The following is a 22,546-nucleotide window of genomic DNA, read 5'->3' as shown; positions in this document are numbered from 1 at the left end:
AGTCATACCTATATTTGGGTAGCAACACACAAGAGCACACCGCGGCTACAAACAGTACTGATGAGAATGCTATGCAGCCCTCCAGATTTTACAAATCAATGACTTACACTGCTTGAAAAGACATTAATAATTACCACCCCGGCAACAATTAATGCCATGCCAATCAGCGCTGGCGCGTCGGGCAACTGCTTGTACCAGAGCGCTCCTGCAGCGGTAATTAACACAATTCCAGCTCCGGCCCAAATGGCATAGGCAATCCCCAAGGGTATGGTTTTGACCACCAGCGACAGTGCATAGAAAGCTATTGCGTAGCCCACTATACAAATGGTACTGGGGCCGGACTCGCTGAAGCCGTCGGAGGCTTTTAACGCTAAGGTACCTATTACTTCGGAGATAATCGCCACTGCTAAATAAAGCCAGGCCATATGTTTCCCTCTAGATTTGATTAAGCACCACGCGGCGCGAACATAATAATTGCCATACCGCTCAGGGCTACAGCAGAACCGAGCAAGTCCCAGCTGGTAGGCTTAATGCCGTCTACTGTCCACAGCCAGAAAATAGCCATTACGATATAGACGCCGCCATAAGCTGCGTACACGCGGCCAGAGGCCGTTGGATGTAAGGTTAACAGCCAGGCGAACAGGGACAAACTAAGCGCCGCTGGCAACAGTAGCCAAATCGTTTTTCCCTCCCGTAGCCATAGGTAGGGAAGATAGCAGCCAAGAATTTCGGCCAGGGCCGTTAGCACAAATAAAGCGACAGTTTTAAACTCCGGCAAAAGATAACTCCTGATTAATAAGAGCGGCTAAAGCCCCAAAAGCGGCAAGTGTTTTACTCGTTGGTAGTGCATTGCCAGCTGCAAGCAATGAGCTAGAGGCAACTTTTGAATATCCGCACTCAAGGCAATACCCATTGCACGGTTACCCTCATAAATAAATTCGCCGGGATAAACTTCGCGGAAGGTTTCTATCAACTTTGTTTGGCAATGGAACAACACTTTGACCTGCTGCGGCGTTTGTTCTTTCCAATCAATACGAATGGCCGTACCGCCTTTTACCAGATAACTCGCTTCGCCCCATTTTAGCGATTCGTCCACCGCCGCAAGCTTATGTTCAACAGCCAGAGAAAATATAAGTGAGCGAATAGCCAGTAACTGAGTTCGGGCCGCTTGGGGGTAAGCATTAAAAACAGCCGCAATTTGTGCAGGTAAACTTGGCGACACTATTTTGTTCCTTTGCCGCTCTCGCGAGCCTTTAAGCAGCTCGCGAGAGCGGCAGATAGTTGTTACACGCCAAGGTTTGGCAGAACAAACGATTTGCTATTGGGGTGCAAGCGAATCCACAAACCAGGGTTCTCGTTTAGCTGCTGCAGGGCTTCACTTTTGTTATCGCTTAAGCGTGTGTTGAGCACCTTTGCGTAGGTTTTGACTTTCGCCGGCGCCGAGTCGGCATCGACCACCGACTGTACCACCTTTTTGGCCTGCAAAATGGCGGCGGGACCCAGGGTGAGAATATATTGAGCAGCGCGACACTCGGCCTCGTCAGCGGCATTCACTTCACTTCCGCCGGCCTTAAATTTACTGATGTGATGCTCCAGAATACTGCTGGAGATAGGAATTATTCCCGCTACATGATGCTGCTGGGCGCCGGAGTAAGGCTTAATATAAGCCAGATGCGACGCTTGATTTTCTTCCGGCCCGTGACCAATAAAGAAAATATCCAGGCCACCCAGAGATTCCAGTTTTTGCAGGTACTCAACCAAACCGGCTTCAAGGTCAGCGGCATCGGTGCGCATAGGGGTAAAACTTTTAATTTTATGGAAAAATTCGTCGCCCAGAATACGCTCAAAATCTCGCACAAAGCTAAAACAGTTGCCCATACTCATGGGGGCCAGTGCATCCTGGGTAAACACATTGAGACGTGCCAAAAGCTCATCGCGCTCGCCCGAGCGCGCCAGCTTACCCAAAAGCCGGTGCAATTGCTGGGCGCCGCGCCCGCCCAACAGGGCGATATTGATATCCCCTTCTTTGCTGGCGGCGGTGTCAAGCAGTTCGTTCAGCATTGCCTTGCCAACGTCGGCCTCCGTTTCCAGCACAGTGGGTTTAATACCACAGTCGTGTATCGTCACCTCTGTCTCGCCGGGCAGCGATAACCAGCTATTGCCATTGGCTTCGTCTTTAATTAACTGAGTCGAGTTAGTGCTCATGAGTATTCCTGTTCCACATAGGGTAAATATCAATTAAGTGGCTCTGCGCTGCAGATGGCTCTAGCCCCCGTGGTCGACAGCCAATGGCTCGCCACAGAGGAAACAGCTTTACAGTGATTATCGAATTATAGTGGGGCTAAACGTTAACCGAGGGCGGTGAGAGAAACAAGGCCCGAGCGGGCCTTTGAGAGTATTACAGCGTCCGTTTGAACTCGCTTACAGCATCTACTACCTGGCGCGCACTGGACTGAATTTCATTCATCATGCTGCCGGATTCACTAGAAAGCTGTAGAGCCCGCTCAGCATCGGCGAGACTGGATTCGATTAACGATACTGATTTTTTGGTGAGCTGCTTGTTCTCTGAAACCACTTCAATAATCTGCTCGGTGGCGGCACTGGTTCTTGAGGCCAGCTGCCTTACTTCATCGGCCACCACCGAAAACCCACGCCCCTGTTCGCCCGCGCGCGCCGCCTCAATGGCGGCGTTCAGGGCCAGAAGGTTGGTTTGATCAGCAATGCCCTTGATGCTATCGACCAGCGCCGACACCCTTTCCGATTGGGTGTCCAGCTCGTTAATGCCTTGACTGGCGTCTTGCATCAGCGCAGACAATCCCTTCATGGTTTCGACGGTCGAGTTGATAACCTTGAGGCCCTCTGTGCTATCAGCATCGGTTTTCTGCGATATTTCATAGGCAATGTTGGAGGTTTCGGAAATGGCCGCTTCGCGCTTCATTTGCTCGGTAATATCCGTGGCAAACTTGACCACCTTGTAGTATTTACCGGTCTCGTCGCGAATGGGGTTATAGCTTGCTTCCAACCAGATAATATTGCCGTCACGCCCGACCCGCTGAAACCGATCCGAAACGAATTCACCACGGCCCAGTCGCTGCCAAAAATCTCTGTACTCTTGGGATTCAGCCGTTTCTCGGGTACAAAACAATCTATGGTGTTTACCGACAATATCGCCCTTGCTATAGCCAACGCAGCGCAGAAAGTTGTCATTGGCATTAAGAATAATGCCGTCCAGGGTAAATTCGATCACCGCTGAGGAACGAGTTAACGCCTGCATCATGTCCTGCGTTTCTCGGGATTCAGAAATAGTGCGAGTCAACTCGGTGGAGTAAGTCACAAGTTCAGTGGGTTCACCCGATGTTTTCACCCTAGGCTGGAAAATACTGCGCAGCCACGCCTCGGCGCCGTTTTTCTTTACCAGCTGGACGGCGCCATGCCAGTGCCGCCCCTGGGCAATGGAATCAAGCATGCGGCGGCAGTGCTCTTTATCCACAGATGAAGGCACCAACAAATCTTGAAACTGTCTGCCCACCAGTTCGTTTTTGCCATAGCCCGTGCAGTCGCAAAAGTTTTCATTCACTCCGGCAATGACTCCTCTGGCATCCAGCCAAAAGCTGATCATCTCTTGCTGTAGGTCGTTTTGAATATCCGAGAATATCTGTAGCTCTTGCTCTAGCTGCGCAATACGGGCACTAAGCTCTTTGTTCTTGAAAAACATAAGGTCCACTCTCGATCTAATTATTAGGGCTGGGTCACCCACACCAACAAAAGGCGCCCCTTCCTGCTCCATTGGAATAAGCTGCTCATCCAGTATAGACAGCAAAACCCATTAGTCGCTGATCTGGCCGAGAACTTTTTTTGCCAATAACTCGACGATACCGGCACAACGTATCTGCAGCTACTTGCTAACCTATCGGCCAATAACTACCAGACTTTACGGTTTAAAGAGACGGGATTAAACGTTGGGTTTACGGATGCAGAGCCCCGCCGATACAGCGCAAAGCGGGCGCTGTATCGGGGTAGCTAGTAGAAAGGCTTACCACAACAGTCAGCGGTAAAAATTACCTGCGCCGCCTATAGCCCATTCAGTACCCCACGAGGGCAACCACTCGCGGCCAGTGGGGCCAGGTTCGCCCGGGTCAGCGTCGCGTAGCTGAGCATTTAACCGTACGCCATCCCAACTGCCGCCGTGAATGCCATCCAGCACCTGCTGCGGAATAAATATTTCGGCGCTGTACCCCTTTGCCGTAATGCTCGAGGCATAGTCAACCCCAGCCGGCAGTTCAGGATCACCGCGCAGCTCGGCCGCTATGGCGTCTGACGGTGCCAACAGCGCCAGGGTCAGCTCACCGGGCACGCGGTTATCATAGGTTTGTTTGATGCTGCGGCGCGCCTTGGTGCGAGCATCAATGGTAAAAAAGGCAAAGTCCTGCTTAGGGATCACGCCATCGTCGCTGCGCTGCAGATGATCATCAGTTACCTCCAGCGCCAGTGCCAGGCCGTTATCAAACCGAGCAGCTGCCCAGCGAAAGCTGGCGTCGGCATCGCCACTGAACCCCTGGGTATTAAAAAAGGCGCCCTCGGCATTAACGTGAAAACTGCGGCTTGACCACTCTTTCAGATCGCCATCCAGAGTAAGCTTGCGCAGCTTTTTCAATGGCCGTTCACGGGCGATTGCCAGCTGCTCTGCGCCTGTATATTCAATGGCTTCCCCGTCAAGCTGATAACTCAGGGTCCAATCAACGACCACGACATTGCGATCATCGCTAAGCGTGCGCGGCGACGCGATGGCGATAGCCGGGGTGACAATTTCATTGGGCGGCACCTGTATGTTCAGCGTTTTCTCACCGGTCAATGCCACATCCCCCAAAGAGCGGTAGCGAGCGCTAAACTGGTAAGGCAGGTCGGAATCGTTTTTAAGGCGCAGCCTGGCTTCGCCTTGTTTAAATTTGTCACGATACAATATGGCCGGCAGCGACAAACGCCCCTTGTCGATCATATCCGTTTGCAGGTCTCGCATTTCGGCGGTGCGCACATCTTCACCCCAGATTCCGTCCAGCATCATATTGGCGATGATCGGTCCGTCGTTGGCCATGGTGACCCACACTACATGATCAAATTCGCCAAAACGGGTGCCGCGGCCACTGGTAATGCCGCCGGTGGTCGCGAGAGTGAAATATTTTTGCCCGTGGCGTTTATCTTTGACATAACGATGATGATGGCCGGCAAACACCGTGTACTTACGATCGCTAAGCAATGCTTCTATGTCGCCCCACCGATCTTTATCATCCCGATCCCACAGAGGTGAGTGGGTAAAAATCAGTGTCCACTTGGGCTCGGGATTATCCTTTAGCGTTTTACTCAGCCAGTCGATTTGCTGCTGCGAAAAAGTATGGGTTTTGCCTCCATCGTTAGAGTTGAGCATAACAAACAGCACATCGCGGTAAACAAAATGGTAGTAGCTGTCACCGTAACGCTCTTGCCATACTTCTGCCATCACACTATTGGTGTAGTCGTGATTACCGGCGAGGTAAAAGAACGGCATGTCCAGCCTTTTTACCATCGCATCAAACTCGTTCCACTCGGACTCAAGCTGGGCACGTTCTTCGGTGTAGCCTTCAATCAAATCGCCAACGCTCACCACAAACTCGGGCTGTAATAAGTTCAACTTATCTACGGCTTGAGAAAAGACCCCGGGGCGCAAACCACCGGTGCGGTCAGTGACAATGGCAAACTGAAAAGCCTGCGGATCATTGTTAAATTTAAGATGCGTCCAGGGGGTCGCCGCAGCGGCGCCGTCGATAATAATCCCCTGGGATTGCTCGTGAGAATGTTGATGATCCGAGTGAGCCCAAGTAGGCAGCGAACCAATTGCCGCCACAGCGGCGACCACAAAACGCACTAACACCAAACGCATAGTCTTTCCCTTGCCGGTTGCTTTGGCCGCAGTTTAATCACGGGAATGTGACAGTGTCTATCCAGCGAAATAAATCAGTTTGTCGCAGCTTGCCCTGCTCCGACTCCATCGATATCTATGGCGCAATCGCAGGTTTTATTCATAGCCAGCCTTTTATTATCCCTTAGCACGCAATAACTCCACAGTCTGCTTGCGCCCTCAGCTCGGCTCGCGATGTGCCCGCACCAGAGCGGCGGGAGTGGTTCCGTAGGCTCGCTTAAAAGCGCTGACAAAGTTTGAAGGATGATCGTACCCGGCAAGATAAGCCGCCTGCTGTAAACTCATTCCCTTTAATAACAGAGCGCGGCGCGCCCGTTCTAGACGCTGACTTCGCACATACTCCATAACCGTGACACCGCACAGCTGCTTAAAGCGCCGTTGCAGGGTACTAACGCTCATACCGAGGCTACAGGCTATGCCAGCCAGATCGCACTGCCCCTCCAAATAAGGTGCCACCAGTTGACGCATTTGCACATCTGAATGCGCCGACAACTCGGGCGATAGCGTCTGAACGGTATCCTCGCTAGCGCGCAACACCCGGCCGATTAACTGCAGTGCAAGAGCTTCAATCGCAATGGTCGAGCTCTCTTGGGTCTCACTCAAAGCGCGCAGCTTTCGGGCAAGGCGAGTCTGTTCAGCATCCGCAGACCAAAGCCGGACGGCCCCTTGCAGTACACGATCGGTTTGCGCAGCCCCCAGGCGCTCTTTTAACCACTGCCGCGACACACTGACATTGACTTTGCATACCTGAGCTCCGGCCGTTAGAAAGCGGGTGAAGGGTTCCGCCTTGGGCAACGCAAGCACCACGCCCATCGGCCCGGGCGCAGCACTGCAACGGTAGTGCTTAGTGCCCAGAGCAAAGCTCACCTGCCCCTTTAGCAAAATATTAACGCTGAGGCCTGCCGGGCATTCTCCACTGCTGCGGCTGTCGCTTAATTCGGTGGCATCCACGCAGTGCACGGACACGTCGTTACCGATGCGATAGAAACGCAGGTGGCCCTCCAGAAGCGGCTCATCCGGCGCACTGTCGATACTATGGTCGGGGCTGCAGGGGCGGACCCTCCGGTGCAGTTCGCTAGCGCTCAGCCGTGGGGCGGCCGCAGACCCATGGTGACTATTTCTCATAATAGCTTGACGATTTTGCAGGCTGTTTTGGTCGGTCGTCCACTGTATCATAAATAAGAATGATTCTAATAAAGATAAACCTTCGATGGCGAAATTCATTCGCAACCGAGGTTTTTTTATATTCACAACAAACGGATACGGGAAAGGCATGAAAAAGACATTCTGCGCCGCAACAGCACTGCTGGCGGCGGCATCAAACAGCTGGGCACAAAACAGCACCGAACAGCCGAAAATCGAAGAACTGGTCGTTTGGGGCACTGAAGTTCGTGCCTCATCAGTTCATATGAGCACTGCCGATATTGAAATGCGTCAGGCAGACCACATCAGTGACCTGTTGCGTACCATTCCCGGCGTGGATGTAGGCGGCGCGCATTCGATGAACCAGCGCATCACCATCCGCAGCATGGACGACAAAGACCTGCGTATCAGCATTGATGGCGCCAACCAAAACACTTATATGTACCACCATATGGGCAATCTGCAGATTCACGCGGATATCCTCAAGTCCGTCGATATCGACGTGGGTACCAATTCGGTCATTAACGGCGGTCTGGGCGGCGCCGTACGTTTCGAAACCAAAGAAGCGAAAGACATGCTGAGCGATGGCGAGCGCTTTGGCGGCCGGGTTTCTGCCACCTATGGCGACAACTCCGGCTACAACTACTCCATCGCCGCCTTTGCCCAGTTGAGCGATAGCGTCGATTTACTGGCTTACTACAACCATGTGGATCGCGACGACTACGAAGTCGGCGGCGGCGAAATCAAGGGCGCCGATGGCAATGTTCTGCCTGGCACCGACGGCATGGTCCGAGGGCTGGCGGGCGAGCTGGACGATGCACTGATCAAGGTCGGCTTTGACCTGACCCCCGACCAACGTCTGGAGTTTGGCTACGAGCGTTACATCGATGAGGGCGACTACAGTTACCGCCCGGATATGGGACTGGCGACCGATCTTGCCATTACCGAATCACTGCAAGTACCCCTGCTGTGGCCTACCGAGTTTTCACGGGATACCTACACCGCCAATTATGACCTTCAGCTTGGCGGCACCACCGTAAAAGCTGCCGCGTTTATGAATGAGAGTAATCTGTGGCGGGACGAATCGGGCTACGCGCAAAACCCGGGGTTTGCCGCCTGGGCGGCCATTGTCGATGGCGATGCGAAAAATACCGGCTTTAATGTGTTAGCCGAAACCGTATTTGGCAGTTCTGTGCAGCAAACCCTGACCTATGGTTTGGATGTCATTAACTACGAAACCGATTACCAGGCCACCTACGTAGAAGGCGGCGTTGATGAGGCCGGTGAAGAGGCGACCGATGCGGCGCTGTTTATTCAAGACCGAATTGAAATTGGCGCTTTCGCGATCATTCCAGGGGCGCGCTACAACGATTACGACATCGACTCAGCGGTTGTTGATAATACCTACGACGATGTCACCTTCTCGCTGGCCGGTGAATTTCAGCCCACCGATGCGTTGATTTTTAAAGTATCGTCAACCGAGCTGTTCAAAGGCCCGGAGTTGTCTGAAGTATTCACAGGCGCTGGCCTGTTCGAAGATCCAAACCCCGAGCTTGAAGCCGAAACCGGACGCAACGATGAAATCTCATTCGCCTACGGCGACTCGGTGTTGGGTGCCAGTCACTTTTCGCTGGGCGCCACTTTGTTCCGCACCGAAATCGAAGGTTATATCTACCAATACGCCAGCCCGGTTATGGACAATATCGGCGATATGGAAATTACCGGTGGCGAAGCCTACATCGGCTACGACATTGGTGGCTTGCGCACCCTGCTGACTTACTCGGATGCCGAAAGCGATCTCTCGGCCTACCAGGGTTACGAAGAGTACGAAGGCGCGCGACTTGACCGCCAGCAAGGGGACACCTGGAGCCTGAACCTCGACTACGACCTCGGCTCGCTAAACATGAACTTCCACTACGATGTTCTGTTAGTGGGTGATGTGCCGGCGGCGCTGGATTTGGACGGTGCCACTTTGGAAAACTCTAAAGATGGCTATACGGTCCATAATGTTTCCATGAGCTGGGAACCGACCCAAGGGCTGTTACTAACCGCCGGGGTAGACAATCTGTTTGATGAGTTTTATGCCTCGCAGTCCTCCCGTACCGGCACCAGCTTTCACCCGCGCTTTGGTCAGCTGTTCCTCACCGACTACGAACCTGGACGCAACTTGAAAGCCACTGTCGCGTATCAGTTTTAACTCGGTGAAGCGCTGATATAGCGCGCTTAATAGCATGATAAAAAGCGGCGTCATTGCACTAGTGACGCCGCTTTGCCTCTGAATGGGCAGATAACTTACAAGGCTAACGTGGTATTTACAGGGCATTCAACTGACCAGGTTATGTTCTGATAAGCCCGGCAACTCCCCACTTGCGCGTTACTTCTACCGTGCAATAGACAAGACAATAAATACTGGCAGCACTTTTATAACCTGCGATGGCGCCGCTATAATCAAAGGCATACGCTTTACACTCTATGCCGCGCAAGGAACCGCATGCAAAGCCTAACCCTACCGCCCTTACCCACGCTTACGCTAAGCATTCTGGTGCTATTTTTAGGCCTTTACCTCAACCGCCGCTTTGCCTGGCTGGAGCGCAGCAATATCCCACCTTCCGTAACCGGCGGCATTATTTTTAGTCTGGTTACCGCCTCGCTCTATTTTATTGGTGGCGTGCAATTATTATTCGACATGCAAATCCGCGACTTTTTGCTATTGGTGTTTTTCAGCACCATTGGCCTCTCGGCCAAGCTTAATACCTTGAGCGCTGGCGGCCGAGCGCTGGCCAAGCTGGTAGCCATTGCCGCCGTGTTTTTACTGTTACAAGATATTATCGGCGTTTTGATTGCCTGGCTGTGGGGCGCGCACCCGGGTTACGGTTTAATGGCAGGCAGCGTGTCGTTTGCCGGTGGGCACGGCACCGCGATTGCCTGGGGGCAAGAGGCTGAAGCGGCAGGTTTAATGCGCGCCGGCGAATTAGGCATTGCCTTTGCCACTTTCGGCCTGGTGATGGGCGGCATGATAGGTGGCCCCATCGCCCGGCGCTTGATCCAGAAAAACCAGCTTTACAGCAGCGATGAAACCGCCCCTGAAATTGCCTTTAACGCCGCCAGCCCGGAAACCAGCGACCCTTACAGTCTGCCGCACCTGTTACGCACCATTTTTGTATTGGCCTTGTGCATTCAACTGGGGCAGCTCGCGAACGACCTGTTAGCGGGCTACAACATTTTATTGCCGGGCTTTTTAACCGCGATGTTTTCCGGCATTGTTTTAACCAATGCCGCTGACGCCTGTAAAGTGCCCCTCAACACCGTCAATATCAGCAAGTTTGGGCAGGTCTCGCTCAGTTTGTTTTTGGCCATGAGTTTAATGGCCCTGCAGTTGTGGTCACTGGAGCGCGCCTTTACCCCCATCTTATTAGTGCTGGCGGTACAAACACTGGTAATGACTCTGTTTGCGCTATATGTGGTCTTTCACTTTATGGGGCGTGATTACGACGCTGCGGTTATTACCTCGGGTTTTGCGGGTTTGGGGTTGGGCGCGACACCTGTAGCGATCGCTAATATGGATGCCATTACCACTCGCTTTGGCCCCTCACAAAAAGCGTTTTTGGTGATTCCCTTAGTCGGCGCGTTTTTTATCGATATTCTTAACGCCGCTGCAATTAAGTTTTTTATTGGCGTGATGGGCGGCTGGTAGCCGCCCCATGTAAAAATTAACGCACAGCCGATAGGAAATACATGTGCTTTTCGTACTGGTCGAGCACATCGGCAATGACTTGCTCTTCGCTCCAGCCCATAATGTCGTAATCCTGCCCGCCTTCTTTTAGGTAAACCTCGGCGTGGTAGTACCGTAATTTTTCACCGCGATTGGCGCGGGTATCGCGCATAATAAACGCCGGTGGCGAATAAGGTTTGGCGTGCACCGAGTAGAAAAAGTCCTGCTCGGTGCCGTGATTCACTTCAAGCCACAAGCGGTCTTTTTCATCCCGCCCCACTGCGGCTTCTACCCCCACCTTTTCCAGCTGGTCGGCCACCCGTTGCAATGCCGACTGCACTGTGGAGTCGATAAACGCTAACACATCCTCTCGCCCGGGCTGACGCACAATACGCGCTAAGCGTTTTTCCCACGGCACCGGGTTCGTCGCCACGCGAGGTGCCAGCATGGCCTCTTTTAAACTGGTGCGTTTTACCAACTCCAGGCGCAAGGCTTTTAACAGGCCCCAGCACATCAGCAGCATGATAATGGCAAACGGCAAGGCGCTGGCAATGGTGGCTGTTTGCAACGCCGTTAACCCGCCAGCCAGCAGCAAAGCGGCGGCAATAACACCCTCGGTAACCGACCAGAAAATGCGCTGCCAAACCGGCGTATCATCATCCACCCCGCCAGAGGTCAGCATATCCACCACCAAAGAGCCGGAATCCGACGAAGTCACAAAAAAGGTCACAACGAGTATGGTCGCCAACAGGGACGCAAGCGTGCTGAAAGGCAGGTATTCAAAAAACTGAAACAGCGCCAGTGAGGTATCCGCCGCAACCGCATCCGCCAGCTGGGTGATACCTTCATCGAGAATCATGTGAATACCGGTATTGCCAAAAAAGGTCATCCACATAAAAGTAAAACCGACCGGCACCAGCAGCACGCCCACCACAAACTCGCGAATGGTGCGCCCCTTAGAAACCCGCGCGATAAACATACCCACAAACGGCGACCAGGCGATCCACCAGCCCCAGTAAAACAGCGTCCATCCCCCAATCCAGCCGGAGGGCTCATAAGCGTATAAATTGAATGTGGTTTCAATCAGGCCCGACAGGTAATAGCCGGTGTTTTGCACGTAGGTTTGCAGCAAATACTCAGTGGGCCCGGCAATCAAAACAAACACCAGCAACAGCACCGCCAAAATAAGATTTAACTCTGACACCCGGCGAATACCGCCATCCAGCCCCATTACCACCGAAATGGTGGCAAACACGGTGATAATGGCAATGAGGCCAATTTGTACCCAGGTGCTGATTTGCACATCGAATAAATAATTGAGCCCGGCGTTGACTTGCATCACACCAAAACCCAGCGAGGTGGCAACACCAAAAATAGTGCCTAGTACCGCGAAAATATCCACTGCGTGACCAATGGGGCCGTAAATGCGCTCACCAATAAGCGGGTAAAACGCCGAGCGAATCGTCAGCGGCAACCCCTGGCGAAACGCAAAATAAGCCAGCGACAAAGCAACCACCGCGTAAATGGCCCAGGCGTGCACGCCCCAGTGAAAAAACGTAATGCGCATCGCCTCGCGGGCCGCATCGGCACTGGCCGGGTCCGCCACCGGCGGAGTCATGGTGTGCATTACAGGCTCCGCCACACCAAAAAACATCAGGCCGATGCCCATACCGGCAGAGAAGAGCATGGCAAACCACGAGGTGTAACTGTAATCTGGCTCGCTGTGGTCGGGACCAAGCTTTATACGACCGAATCCTGAAATGGCAAGCCCCACCACAAAAATCAAAAACAGCGCGACGGCTAAAATGTAAAACCAGCCCGCCGAGGTTAAGACCCAGCTTTGGATCGCGGCAAACAGACCCTCCGCCCTTTTGGGCATTATCACGGTAAACAGCACAAACAGCAGGCATAAACCACCGGCGCCGATAAACACCGGTGGATTCACTTTGATCCAGGGTTTGTTTTCCGCATCGGTTTGTGACGGCTGTGCAGATGGGTCGGTCATAGCGGCTCCTTTGCCATTGCTAGGGGGGTAATAATTCGGCTTGCAAACACTCAAGGCGTCGATGTGACTATAGTCCAAATTAACCGATCTATATGGGCACGGGTGCACCCGTGCTTTTGACTTAACTTACTTTGGCAGAGCGCGCAGCACTTGTTCGCACATCCGATGGCTATCGAGCACGCCCTGTAAATAGTCCTGATTGGCCGCGCCCTCGCGCACCTGTAAGAGAAATGCCTCTAGCATATCGACAAAGCCGCGTTTAAAAAGCGTGTCTTGCCAGTCGCCAAAATTGAGCTCGTGACTTTTGCCGCCCAGACAATGAATACCCTGGCGCAAATTTTCAATATGCCAGCTCTGATTCTCGCCGCTGTAATCTAGGCGTTCAAAGGTGCGGCCGCATAGGCGATTCATCGCGGCGGTAAAAACCGCTCCCGCGCCCTGCCAGCTGACCTGAACATTCGCCAGCAAGCCCTTTTGCTGATTCGCCAGCACGTGAAAATTCTGGCCGGGAGCCACACCCGCGTGACGCACAAAATCCAATACGTGAATAAAATCGTCGTACACAAACTGGCGCGGCGCAGCGGGCAGTGCGTGGCGATTTTTCTGGTAGTGAATATTGAACGGCGCAGTTGCCAACGCCTCTTGATACAGCGGTGCATAGCGACGATTGAAACCGCAAAACAGGGGTAGATCTCGCGCAAGAGCAAATTCGATTACACCCTCGCACTCCTCCAACTGATAACTTAAGGGCTTGTCCACAAACACTGCAATACCCCGCTCCAGCGCGGCGGTCGCCAAACGGTAATGGGATTCGGTGCTGGCGTGAATCATCACTGCATCCGGAGCGCTTTGCAGTAGCGCAGCGTAGTCGGTGTAGCTTTTGCCAACCCGATATTGAGCACTCAACTGTTTTAGCCGTTGGGGATCACGGGTGCACAAGACTGGAGTAATAGCCGGGTGCCGGCAGATGAGCGGCAGATACGCCTTTTGCGCAATATCGCCCAATCCCACTAAACCTATGCGCATAGAAAAACTCGCAAATCACAAAGTTTAAAGCACAGAGGCAAGAGCGGCAACGCTGGCGAGGGTGTTCACAGGTTGAGGTAATTTTGTTTCGTCGCCGGCCTGATACTTACCCGTCTGTACCAGTGCCGCCTGTAAGCCGGCGTTAAGCGCGCCTTCTATATCGCCGTACACATCGTCGCCCAGCATCAAACACTCTGTGGCAGGCACATTTACCGAAGCTACGACCTGAGCGAAAAAATCTGCGCTGGGTTTACCCATAATGATAGGTTTAACGCTCGCCGCGTAACTCAAGGCATGAATAAAAGGCCCGGCATCCAGCAACAAATGCTCGCCGTCGCTAAAATAGCGGTTATCGCCAATACCAATAAGTGGCTTGCCCTGCATTAATAACCCGAAGGCGCGGTTAAGCGATGCGTAGGTTAACTGCTCGCGGGCATCGCCCAGCACTACGCTATCTGGCTCGCCATCATGGTCGGCAAACATGGGCGCAATCGCCTGGTGCACCAAGGTAAAAGGATGAAGTTTATGTTCGCGAATATAAGCAAGGGCTGCATCCGGTGCGGTAAACAATTCGTCGGGCTTAAGATCAATCCCGAGCCCTTGTAGTTTTTTCACTATTTGCTGGCGCGACTTGGTGGCCGTGTTGGTGACAAAACGCAGCGCCAGCTCGCGACGACGCGCCAAAGCTACCGCTTCCAACGCGCCCTCAATCAAGCTGTCACCATCGTAAAGCACTCCGGATAAATCGAAAAACACAGCGCGAATAGCCATTGTTCACCTCACGAATTTATGCAGACAGGTAACCTTTTCTGTGCAACCAACCCCAAACATTGACGGTGGTGGCGTCGCGAATTTCTCCGTTTTCAATCATGCGCTCGACATCGCTCAAAGCAAACGGCTTAACAATTAAATCTTCTTCCTCAGCATCTAAATCCCGGGCGCGCTGGGTTAACTCCTCTGCCACATAAATATGATAGCCCTGATTGCAGAACCCGTAGGCTAAATACTGATAAGCCAGCTGCGTCATTTTACCTGCCACCAGCCCCGTCTCTTCTTTTAACTCACCTGCGGCCAAGTCTTCGGGGGCGGCATCCGGGTTTTGCTCCCAGGCGCCCTGCGGCATCTCCCAAAAACGCCCCCCTACGGTATATCGGTACTGCTGTACCAGGAAAATCTGCCCTTTTTCGATGGCGGCGATCACCGCGAAGTCGGGCTTTTCCACCACACCGTAAATGCCCTCGGCTCCACTGGGGCGGCGAATTTTATCTTCGCGCACCCGCATCCAGTAATTCTTATAGACCTCTTTGGAGTTCAACTGCGTGATTTTGCCCATAAGCTTTTGACCACCGCTCCGGTAAATAAATGATAAGAATTCATGCAGCTATTTGACCGCAGATTAGGCTCTACCGCAAACTGCTAAAAAATGAATAGGAGAGCGAACTGTGACCGATCAAACTATCCGCTGGGGTATCTTAGGCGCCGGCGTTATCGCCCATAAAATGGCCGACGCCATCAACCTTGCCAGCGACAACCAATTATTAGCTGTTGCCTCACGCACCCCCAGTAAAGCCGACGCCTTTGCGGCTGAATACGATATTACGGCCGAAACCTATGAAAGCCTGCTAACGCGGGATGACATTGATGTGGTCTACATCGCCACCACCCATAACTTTCACGCTGACAACGCCTTGCTGGCCTTAGAGCACGGCAAGAATCTAGTGATCGAAAAACCCTTTACCGTCAACGCCGCTGAAGCCCAAGCCATTGTCGACAAGGCGCGAGCCACGAAATGCTTTGTCATGGAAGCCATCTGGACGCGTTTTCTGCCCAGCATGCTCTCACTGAAAGAGCACATCAGCGAAGGCGCCATCGGCCAGGTGAAAGCCGCCCACGTGACCTTTGGCGGTATTGCGCCCGATCACTACCGCGGTCGGCTGTACGATCCGGCAGTAGCCGGTGGCGTCACGCTGGACATGGGTATTTACCCGGTGAGCATGCTGTGCGCGGCATTAGGCAAGCTGCCCGAGGTGGTAAGCGCCCAGTGCGTGTTTACCGACACCGGGGTGGATGAGATCACCAGTTTTCAGCTGCGCTTCCCCGGCCCCATACTCGCCACCGTCAACACCAGCTTTAACCTGATGCTGGGCCAGGAAATGACACTGTACGGCGACGCCGGTACCCTTTCCTATGAAAATTTTCAGGGCCAAAGCGAATACACCCTGAAACAGATTGAAGGCCGCGAATACGCTCATACCGGTACAGTCGGCGCCGAGAACGCCGAAAATGGTTTTGTCCATCAGGTGGAAGAAGCCGCCCGTTGCCTGCGTAAAGGCCTCGGCGAGAGCCCTATTATTCCACTGGAGGAATCCGTGGCCATCATGAAAGTCCTGGATCAGATACGCGCCAAACTCCCCCTTCGCTACGATTTCGAATAGCCCAAGTGTCGCCGGGCGTCCGCCAGCAGACGCCCGGCATCTTTGTTGCCATGGCACCACCGGCAAGCATTAGGTAAAATGCCCGCTTTTTCCCGTTGCGAGCAAGATTCATGGAAACCCTGACGCTTAAACCCATCAGCACCGTTCGCGGTGAAGTGACCCTACCCGGCTCGAAAAGCCTGTCGAACCGCATACTGCTGCTGGCGGCTCTGGCCAAAGGGCAAACCACCATCACCAACTTGCTCGACAGCGACGACGTGCGCCATATGCTCACCGCGCTCAGCGCTTTGGGGGTTGACTATCAACTGGCCGACGACCGCCGCACCTGTGTGGTGACAGGCCTGGGGCGCGCTTTTAGCGTCAGCGAACCGCAAACCCTGTTTTTGGGCAACGCTGGCACCGCCGTGCGCCCATTAACCGCAGCGCTGGCCATTAGCGACGGCACCTTTACCATCACCGGCGAGCCACGCATGTACGAGCGCCCCATCGGCGATTTGATTGATGCACTCGCCCCTCTGGGCGCGGACGTGACCTACCTGAAAGACGACGGCTTTCCCCCGCTGGAAATTAACGGCAAACCCTTAGCGGGCGGAGAAGTCTCCATCAAAGGCAATATTTCCAGCCAGTACCTTACCGCGCTGCTGATGGTGGCACCGCTGTTTACCGGTGACACCCAGATTAATGTCGAAGGCGAACTGGTATCCAAGCCCTACATCGATATCACCCTGGACACCATGGCCAAATTCGGCGTACAGGTCACCAACAACAATTACCAGTCGTTTACCGTTACCGGTGGCCAGCAATACCAAACACCGGGCGACATTATGGTTGAGGGCGATGCCTCTTCCGCGTCTTACTTTTTGGCCGCCGCCGCCATTGGCAAGGGGCCTGTGAAAGTCCACGGCACCGGCAGCGCCAGTATTCAGGGCGATGCGAAATTTGCCGAAGTACTTGAGCAAATGGGGGCCAAGGTCACCTACTCGGACATGTGGATTGAAGTGGAAGGTACAGGTGAGTTACACGGTGTGGATGTCGACTTAAACCACATTCCCGATGCCGCCATGACCATCGCCACCACTGCGCTATTTGCCGAAGGCGCTACACGCATCCGCAACATTTACAACTGGCGCGTTAAAGAAACCGATCGCCTGGCCGCCATGGCCACCGAGCTGCGCAAAGTTGGCGCCGTGGTTGAAGAAGGTGAAGACTATATTCACATTGAACCGCCGGAAAAAATAACCTCGGCGGCGATTGATACCTACAACGACCACCGCATGGCCATGTGCTTTTCTCTGGCAAGCTTTGGTGATGCGGATATTATTATCAATGATCCCAAGTGCACGTCAAAAACCTTCCCCACTTACTTTGACGAGTTTGCCCGCATCAGTCAGGCTTAAGTCACTTTAAAAAGATTAAAAAAGAGGGCCAGCTGGACTGACCCTCTTTTTTATCTAACTTACCTTAATCACGCTTAAAATCGCGTACTAACACCTACCGTAAACCCATCGCCACTTTGATAACCATAATCTTCTTCAAACTCAATATAGCTAGCCTCCAGCGCTATTGAATCAGTTACAAACTTTTTCAAACGAATTTCTGAAGATTGATTATCTGCATAGCTGGCACCAAGGCTCAGAGTTTTACTGAAGTAAAAATCAGCCCCAATTTGCCAGTCGTTGTAGCCATTATCGACAAAATAAGTCCCTTCTACATTTAGCGCTCGGTCACCACCAAGCTGCCATAAATATTTACTGCTAATCGCCGCATCGCCCTCGAACAATTCGCCATCGCCGCCTTCACCAAACTGAGCCGCCAACAACCAGCCCGCTAACGGCGTCACACCGACAGAAGCAGACCAGTATTCATGCGTACTGGAGGATTGCGAAAAAACAGGCTGCCCACCCACAGACCTTTTTGACTCATAGCTCCGGTCCAAGTATTGATAGCTGCCCGCGACATACAACCAAGAGGCGGGCAAATAATACTCAAATCCGAGCGTTGCTTTATTATTCTCCATGGAACGTCCGTAGTGTGTAGCCATGCAGTTCGATCCCGAGGTACACACTCGGTACTCGTAAGAATAATCCGAACTGTATTGCTCGTTGGTCAGGTCAATTGAAATATTACTGGCACGCGATAAAAACGCCGCCTCAGCGAGCGGTCCTTTATCCGTGGTCACTGGACTTAAATAGTAGGCGCCCCACAGTTTATAGTCGTCTCCATCGCCAACAACGACGGAATCATAATCCTTACTTTGGTAGTCGCCTCCGACTTCCCACTGATAGGGATCTGCGGCTGCGGGAATAGAGATAAACGCGAGCAGGGCTAAGGGTTTTTTAACGATTTCAGATTGCATTTCAACTCCTTGATAAGATTACTCCCCAATATCCAATGGCTACTAAATAACTCTTATTGTACGAATGGCAAGTTTGCCACCGTGCATACGACCCATAAGACAATCATAAGTTGCATCGCAATTGAAAAACTAAAAACCTGACGCCCACCGAAAGTAACGAGACTTAAACCAACCATAAAAAAGCCAGCTCGGATGCTGGCGTTTTTATGGTCTATTAGCGTTAAAACCTGGTGGACAACCTTACCTGATAAGCATCGCCGCCTTCGTATTCGTAATAGCTGAAATCCACACTGATAAAATCAGTCACAAAATACCGTGAGCGCAACAGATAATCGTCGTCGGTCGAAAGCCCGCCGCCGATACTGAATGCCTGCGTCAAATAATAATCCCCTGCCAGCATCCACTCATCGTCCTCGGCATACTCATAGGCAAGCTCAATATTGATCGCTTGGGTATCCGATAACGGGGCAACGTATTTAGCCTCGACATTCCAATCGTTTTCCCCCAGATCACTTTCTTCAGAGTAACCGGTTGACACCCGAAGTCCGGCAAGCGGTGTAATACCTACCTGCGCACTCCAACTGTTGCGATCAAAACTCGCTTCGCGATCATCGCGCCAACTGTTATCGGTTTGCTCATAAAAATACGTGGTCTCGACAAATAGCCAGCCCGCCGAATACCAGCTGCCGGTAAGCAGGATTTTATCTTCCACATATTCGTTATGACACAGGCCGGTTGCATCCAGGCCACAGGGGTATTGGTCCGAATCATCCCGACGCCTCGCACTTAAACTCACCGAGCTAGCGCGCTCTAAAAAAGCGGCTTCAGCATAGGGGTGGTCACCTTGCCATACCGGAGTGAAGTAATAGGTTCCTTTAACACCGTAAGTTTGCGCGGGTTCGGGATAACGATCGTTGTCTTCGCCGTACCAGCCAGAGAGCTCAAATTGGTACTGACTGTTGGCGTTTATCATTCTTAAATCCGCCCACACCGGAATGGATGTGAACGAAAGAAGTACTACAAGAGGTAGTTTTTGCATAACAACTCCATGTGGTAGGGACTCTCCTGACGACGTACTTATAGTAATTAGCGACTAGGTGTTAGCGATTTGAAACAAGCCTGCGAGCACCTGGGCAAGGCGCGATATATTGGCTAAAAATATAATAAATGTTGAATAAAAGCCGACTCGCGTCGGCTTTTATCGGCTAGAAGCGAGCACTGAGCCCAACAGAGTAGGTATCAATATCCACAACACTACTTTGCTCACTGTATTCAACATCAAGACTCAATGCCTGGTTGAAAAAATAACGCGAACGCAGGGTATAATTGTCACTTGAGTTAAACGTACCTCCGACGCTAAAAGCTCGACTAAAATAATAATCGCCGCCTACAATCCAGTCATCGTCATCGGCTATGTCCGGTGCATCTTTGTAATAGGCGTAGCTTGCCTCAAGGTTTACCGCCTGTCCGGATGCAAAGGGAATAACGTACTTACCACTGATGTTGTAGTTGTCGCCGAACAAATCATTACCTTCGGCGAAACTCGTGGTCAACAGCATATTTTCCATGGGCGCAATACCAATAGCCGCTGACCAGTAGTCATTATTCGAACTAAAGGTCCTGCCGTTGTACTTATTCTCGTTATCGCTATACGAATAGCTGCCCTCAAAATAAAAAATATCCGCAACATAAAAGCCGGTTGTCACACCCGCGCTGGAGCCTTCCTGACGCGTCCTGCATGAAGTCCTGCCTGCCCCACTTGCAGCGCTCACACAGGCAGTCCTGGTTTCATTCTCGCCGTAGCCGCCGCCCAAGCTGACAAACCCGGCGCGCTCCATAAACGCCGCTTCAGCGTAAGGGTTATCTTTTAGTTGCACAGGCGCAAAGTAATAGGTTCCATCCACAGAGTAGTTATTAGACTCCGTAATAAAATCCGCATCACTGGTGGAGTAGGTTGCACCAAGCTCGAACTGATAGCTATTGCCTGAAACACTCTGAGCCCCGGCAATGGTTGCAACACCTGATAGGGATACGAATAAGAAAAGGGGAAGCTTTGTCATATAGACTCCTTGTAAACTGGCTTGCTCTCCATACATTTATTTTTATGCGGCGTACGTAATGACACGCGCAGCGGTGAGACTATGAGAATAACTATTTAGTTCAATAAAAACTAACGCCGACTAAAGCCATAAAAAAAGCTGCTCAGGCAAGCAGCTTTTTGCGACTTTCTATTTCTTGGCCGTGAGCTTTTCACTAAGCGGCGCGATCAAGTCTTCGGCAAGGTAACTCCGCGCTGCCCCTGGTACTTCCCACCGCGGTCGCGGTAGCTGGTTTCGCAGACCTCATCTGACTCAAAAAATAACATTTGTGCCACGCCTTCGTTAGCGTAGATTTTGGCGGGAAGCGGCGTAGTATTGGAAAATTCCAGAGTCACATGCCCCTCCCACTCGGGCTCAAGCGGGGTCACATTAACGATAATCCCACAACGCGCATAGGTGGACTTACCCAAGCATACCGTCAGCACCGAACGGGGAATGCGAAAATATTCTACGGTACGAGCCAAGGCAAACGAGTTGGGAGGAATAACGCAAACATCGCTTTTCACATCGACAAAACTGTTTTCATCGAAGTTTTTAGGATCTACCACGGAGGAGAATACATTGGTAAAAATTTTAAACTCATCGGCACAGCGAACATCGTAGCCGTAGCTGGAGGTTCCGTAAGAGACTATGCGCTGCTGCTGTTCGTTGTAGCGAACTTGTCCTGGCTCAAAGGGCTCAATCATGCCCTGCTCTTCGACCATGCGACGCATCCACTTGTCGGACTTAATGCTCATTAGCTCTCCCCTGGGGCCGATTGATAGTCATAACTGGGGGCGCATCATAGCGTTTTTTCGGTGCACCGGGAACCCATAAAAAGGCCCCGGCAGCCAGGCTGCCGGGGCCGAGACGACATGAGGATTATCGCAACTTAGCTACCGGAGCAGCTGCCCTGGTTAATCCACACTTCCCACTGGCCGTCGTGATCGGTGGGAACATCGCCGCGGGTCCACCATTTGGCTTCGAAGCGGCTGTTGTTGTAACGCACCTGGTCACCCTGAGTATAGACATCGGCCGCATCCCAGTTGGGCACGCCCACGCAGGTGTTGGTATCGGTAGAGCTGGAGCTGGACGAGCTCGAAGAGCTGCTTGAACTTACCGAAGACGAGCTGGATGAACTAGACGAGCTACTGGAAGATGAACCGCCGTTAAACATCACATCAACACAGGCGTAGAAGGCTTCCGGGCTGTCAGACCGCTGCCATACCGCATACACGACATGACGACCACTGCGCGCAGGCAAGCTGACTGTGTGCGACGGATAGAATTCAGCGGCCTCCGGCGGAGTTTCAACCATTAATTCTAGATCGTCCCAAGTCAGTGGCTGTAAAGGATCATAGCCAGGCTTGGTAATATAGTAGCGGTAGTAAGCGGTAGCGTGCGCGGCAGAGTTGTACCAAGTAAAGGTTTGATTGCCATTGACCGGCGTGGCCACCCAATCGTTACGCGCTAAATCCATACCACCAAAGGTGTTTGGATCACCGCCCGAGCACAATTCGCCATCGGGTACAACTGAGGTGTGATTGCCGCCAGCGTTACCTTGGCGAATGCCATTCCAATCATAAAACTGTTGGCTGCCGCTTTCGGCTTTAGCGGCAATACAGGCCGCAGAGGTCAGGCTTTCGGCCCCCTCTTCTTTACAATTCCAGATACGGCTTGCAGGAGATGTGATAGTGCCGTGTGCAATCGCGGTGTTGGTCGCCGCGATACCTGCAATCGAGAAGCAGCCGATTAAAGCCGCCTTAAACGTTTTTGTTTTGAACCACTGAGCTTTCATCCTATTAACCCTCTTGTGTGGATGTATTTTGACAGGAATT

At 52.5% G+C, this 22,546-nt stretch carries 20 protein-coding genes; 4 read left to right on the top strand and 16 right to left on the bottom strand.

What is annotated here, in order from left to right:
• Positions 1-95 precede the first annotated feature (95 nt).
• The 7 genes from NHM04_RS16695 to NHM04_RS16665 form a co-directional block, all read right to left on the bottom strand.
• Positions 96-425, bottom strand: coding sequence for a multidrug efflux SMR transporter (locus NHM04_RS16695; RefSeq protein ID WP_254264886.1), 330 nt, complete (start codon positions 423-425; stop codon positions 96-98).
• A gap of 20 nt (positions 426-445) precedes the next feature.
• The gene (locus tag NHM04_RS16690) at positions 446-778 is read right to left on the bottom strand and encodes a YnfA family protein (protein ID WP_254264885.1); all 333 of its coding nucleotides are present in this window, start codon (positions 776-778) and stop codon (positions 446-448) included.
• 27 nt (positions 779-805) lie between these two features.
• Positions 806-1,222, bottom strand: a complete 417-nt coding sequence (locus NHM04_RS16685) for a DUF1801 domain-containing protein (protein ID WP_254264884.1) — start codon at positions 1,220-1,222, stop codon at positions 806-808.
• A gap of 62 nt (positions 1,223-1,284) precedes the next feature.
• On the bottom strand, positions 1,285-2,205 hold the full coding sequence (locus NHM04_RS16680) for a hypothetical protein (protein ID WP_254264883.1): 921 nt from the start codon (positions 2,203-2,205) through the stop codon (positions 1,285-1,287).
• Between the two features lie 193 nt (positions 2,206-2,398).
• Positions 2,399-3,715: a PAS domain-containing methyl-accepting chemotaxis protein gene (locus NHM04_RS16675; RefSeq protein ID WP_254264882.1), complete on the bottom strand. Its 1,317-nt coding sequence runs from the start codon at positions 3,713-3,715 to the stop codon at positions 2,399-2,401.
• Between the two features lie 330 nt (positions 3,716-4,045).
• Entirely contained in the window at positions 4,046-5,914 is a 1,869-nt protein-coding gene (locus NHM04_RS16670) for a metallophosphoesterase (RefSeq protein ID WP_254264881.1), read from the bottom strand.
• Between the two features lie 198 nt (positions 5,915-6,112).
• Positions 6,113-7,078: a helix-turn-helix transcriptional regulator gene (locus NHM04_RS16665; RefSeq protein ID WP_254264880.1), complete on the bottom strand. Its 966-nt coding sequence runs from the start codon at positions 7,076-7,078 to the stop codon at positions 6,113-6,115.
• A gap of 148 nt (positions 7,079-7,226) precedes the next feature.
• On the opposite strand from NHM04_RS16665, the gene NHM04_RS16660 reads away from it, so the two are divergent.
• Both NHM04_RS16660 and gltS read left to right on the top strand, forming a co-directional pair.
• Positions 7,227-9,293, top strand: coding sequence for a TonB-dependent receptor domain-containing protein (locus NHM04_RS16660; protein ID WP_254264879.1), 2,067 nt, complete (start codon positions 7,227-7,229; stop codon positions 9,291-9,293).
• Between the two features lie 294 nt (positions 9,294-9,587).
• Positions 9,588-10,790, top strand: coding sequence for a sodium/glutamate symporter (gene gltS, locus NHM04_RS16655; RefSeq protein ID WP_254264878.1), 1,203 nt, complete (start codon positions 9,588-9,590; stop codon positions 10,788-10,790).
• Positions 10,791-10,806: 16 nt separating this feature from the next.
• Here gltS and betT read toward each other — a convergent pair whose 3' ends face one another.
• From betT to NHM04_RS16635, 4 genes are all read right to left on the bottom strand, one after another.
• A complete protein-coding gene (gene betT / locus NHM04_RS16650) occupies positions 10,807-12,813 on the bottom strand; it encodes a choline BCCT transporter BetT (RefSeq protein WP_254264877.1) in 2,007 nt (668 codons plus the stop codon).
• 126 nt (positions 12,814-12,939) lie between these two features.
• Positions 12,940-13,839, bottom strand: coding sequence for a Gfo/Idh/MocA family protein (locus tag NHM04_RS16645; protein ID WP_254264876.1), 900 nt, complete (start codon positions 13,837-13,839; stop codon positions 12,940-12,942).
• 24 nt (positions 13,840-13,863) lie between these two features.
• Positions 13,864-14,610 carry a TIGR01458 family HAD-type hydrolase gene (locus NHM04_RS16640; RefSeq protein ID WP_254264875.1) on the bottom strand — a complete coding sequence of 249 codons (747 nt, stop codon included), beginning with the start codon at positions 14,608-14,610 and terminating at the stop codon, positions 13,864-13,866.
• 16 nt (positions 14,611-14,626) lie between these two features.
• Positions 14,627-15,172, bottom strand: a complete 546-nt coding sequence (locus tag NHM04_RS16635) for an NUDIX hydrolase (RefSeq protein ID WP_254264874.1) — start codon at positions 15,170-15,172, stop codon at positions 14,627-14,629.
• 109 nt (positions 15,173-15,281) lie between these two features.
• On the opposite strand from NHM04_RS16635, the gene NHM04_RS16630 reads away from it, so the two are divergent.
• Positions 15,282-16,274 (top strand): Gfo/Idh/MocA family protein, encoded by a 993-nt coding sequence (locus NHM04_RS16630; RefSeq protein ID WP_254264873.1) that lies wholly within the window; start codon positions 15,282-15,284, stop codon positions 16,272-16,274.
• 110 nt (positions 16,275-16,384) lie between these two features.
• Positions 16,385-17,671, top strand: a complete 1,287-nt coding sequence (gene aroA, locus NHM04_RS16625) for a 3-phosphoshikimate 1-carboxyvinyltransferase (protein WP_254264872.1) — start codon at positions 16,385-16,387, stop codon at positions 17,669-17,671.
• Positions 17,672-17,745: 74 nt separating this feature from the next.
• Here the strand turns inward: aroA and NHM04_RS16620 are convergent, their stop codons facing one another.
• The 5 genes from NHM04_RS16620 to NHM04_RS16600 all read right to left on the bottom strand — a co-directional run bounded on the left by NHM04_RS16620 (position 17,746) and on the right by NHM04_RS16600 (position 22,506).
• Positions 17,746-18,630, bottom strand: a complete 885-nt coding sequence (locus NHM04_RS16620) for a putative porin (RefSeq protein WP_254264871.1) — start codon at positions 18,628-18,630, stop codon at positions 17,746-17,748.
• 220 nt (positions 18,631-18,850) lie between these two features.
• Entirely contained in the window at positions 18,851-19,669 is an 819-nt protein-coding gene (locus NHM04_RS16615; RefSeq protein WP_254264870.1) for a putative porin, read from the bottom strand.
• Between the two features lie 166 nt (positions 19,670-19,835).
• The gene (locus NHM04_RS16610; protein WP_254264869.1) at positions 19,836-20,690 is read right to left on the bottom strand and encodes a putative porin; all 855 of its coding nucleotides are present in this window, start codon (positions 20,688-20,690) and stop codon (positions 19,836-19,838) included.
• Positions 20,691-20,896: 206 nt separating this feature from the next.
• Positions 20,897-21,466, bottom strand: a complete 570-nt coding sequence (dcd, locus tag NHM04_RS16605) for a dCTP deaminase (protein WP_254264868.1) — start codon at positions 21,464-21,466, stop codon at positions 20,897-20,899.
• Between the two features lie 134 nt (positions 21,467-21,600).
• Positions 21,601-22,506: a lytic polysaccharide monooxygenase gene (locus tag NHM04_RS16600; RefSeq protein WP_254264867.1), complete on the bottom strand. Its 906-nt coding sequence runs from the start codon at positions 22,504-22,506 to the stop codon at positions 21,601-21,603.
• Positions 22,507-22,546: the final 40 nt, after the last annotated feature.

It is taken from the genome of Gilvimarinus sp. DA14, from assembly GCF_024204685.1.
Taxonomy (GTDB): domain Bacteria; phylum Pseudomonadota; class Gammaproteobacteria; order Pseudomonadales; family Cellvibrionaceae; genus Gilvimarinus.
This window is presented reverse-complemented; position numbering and strand designations above follow the sequence as displayed.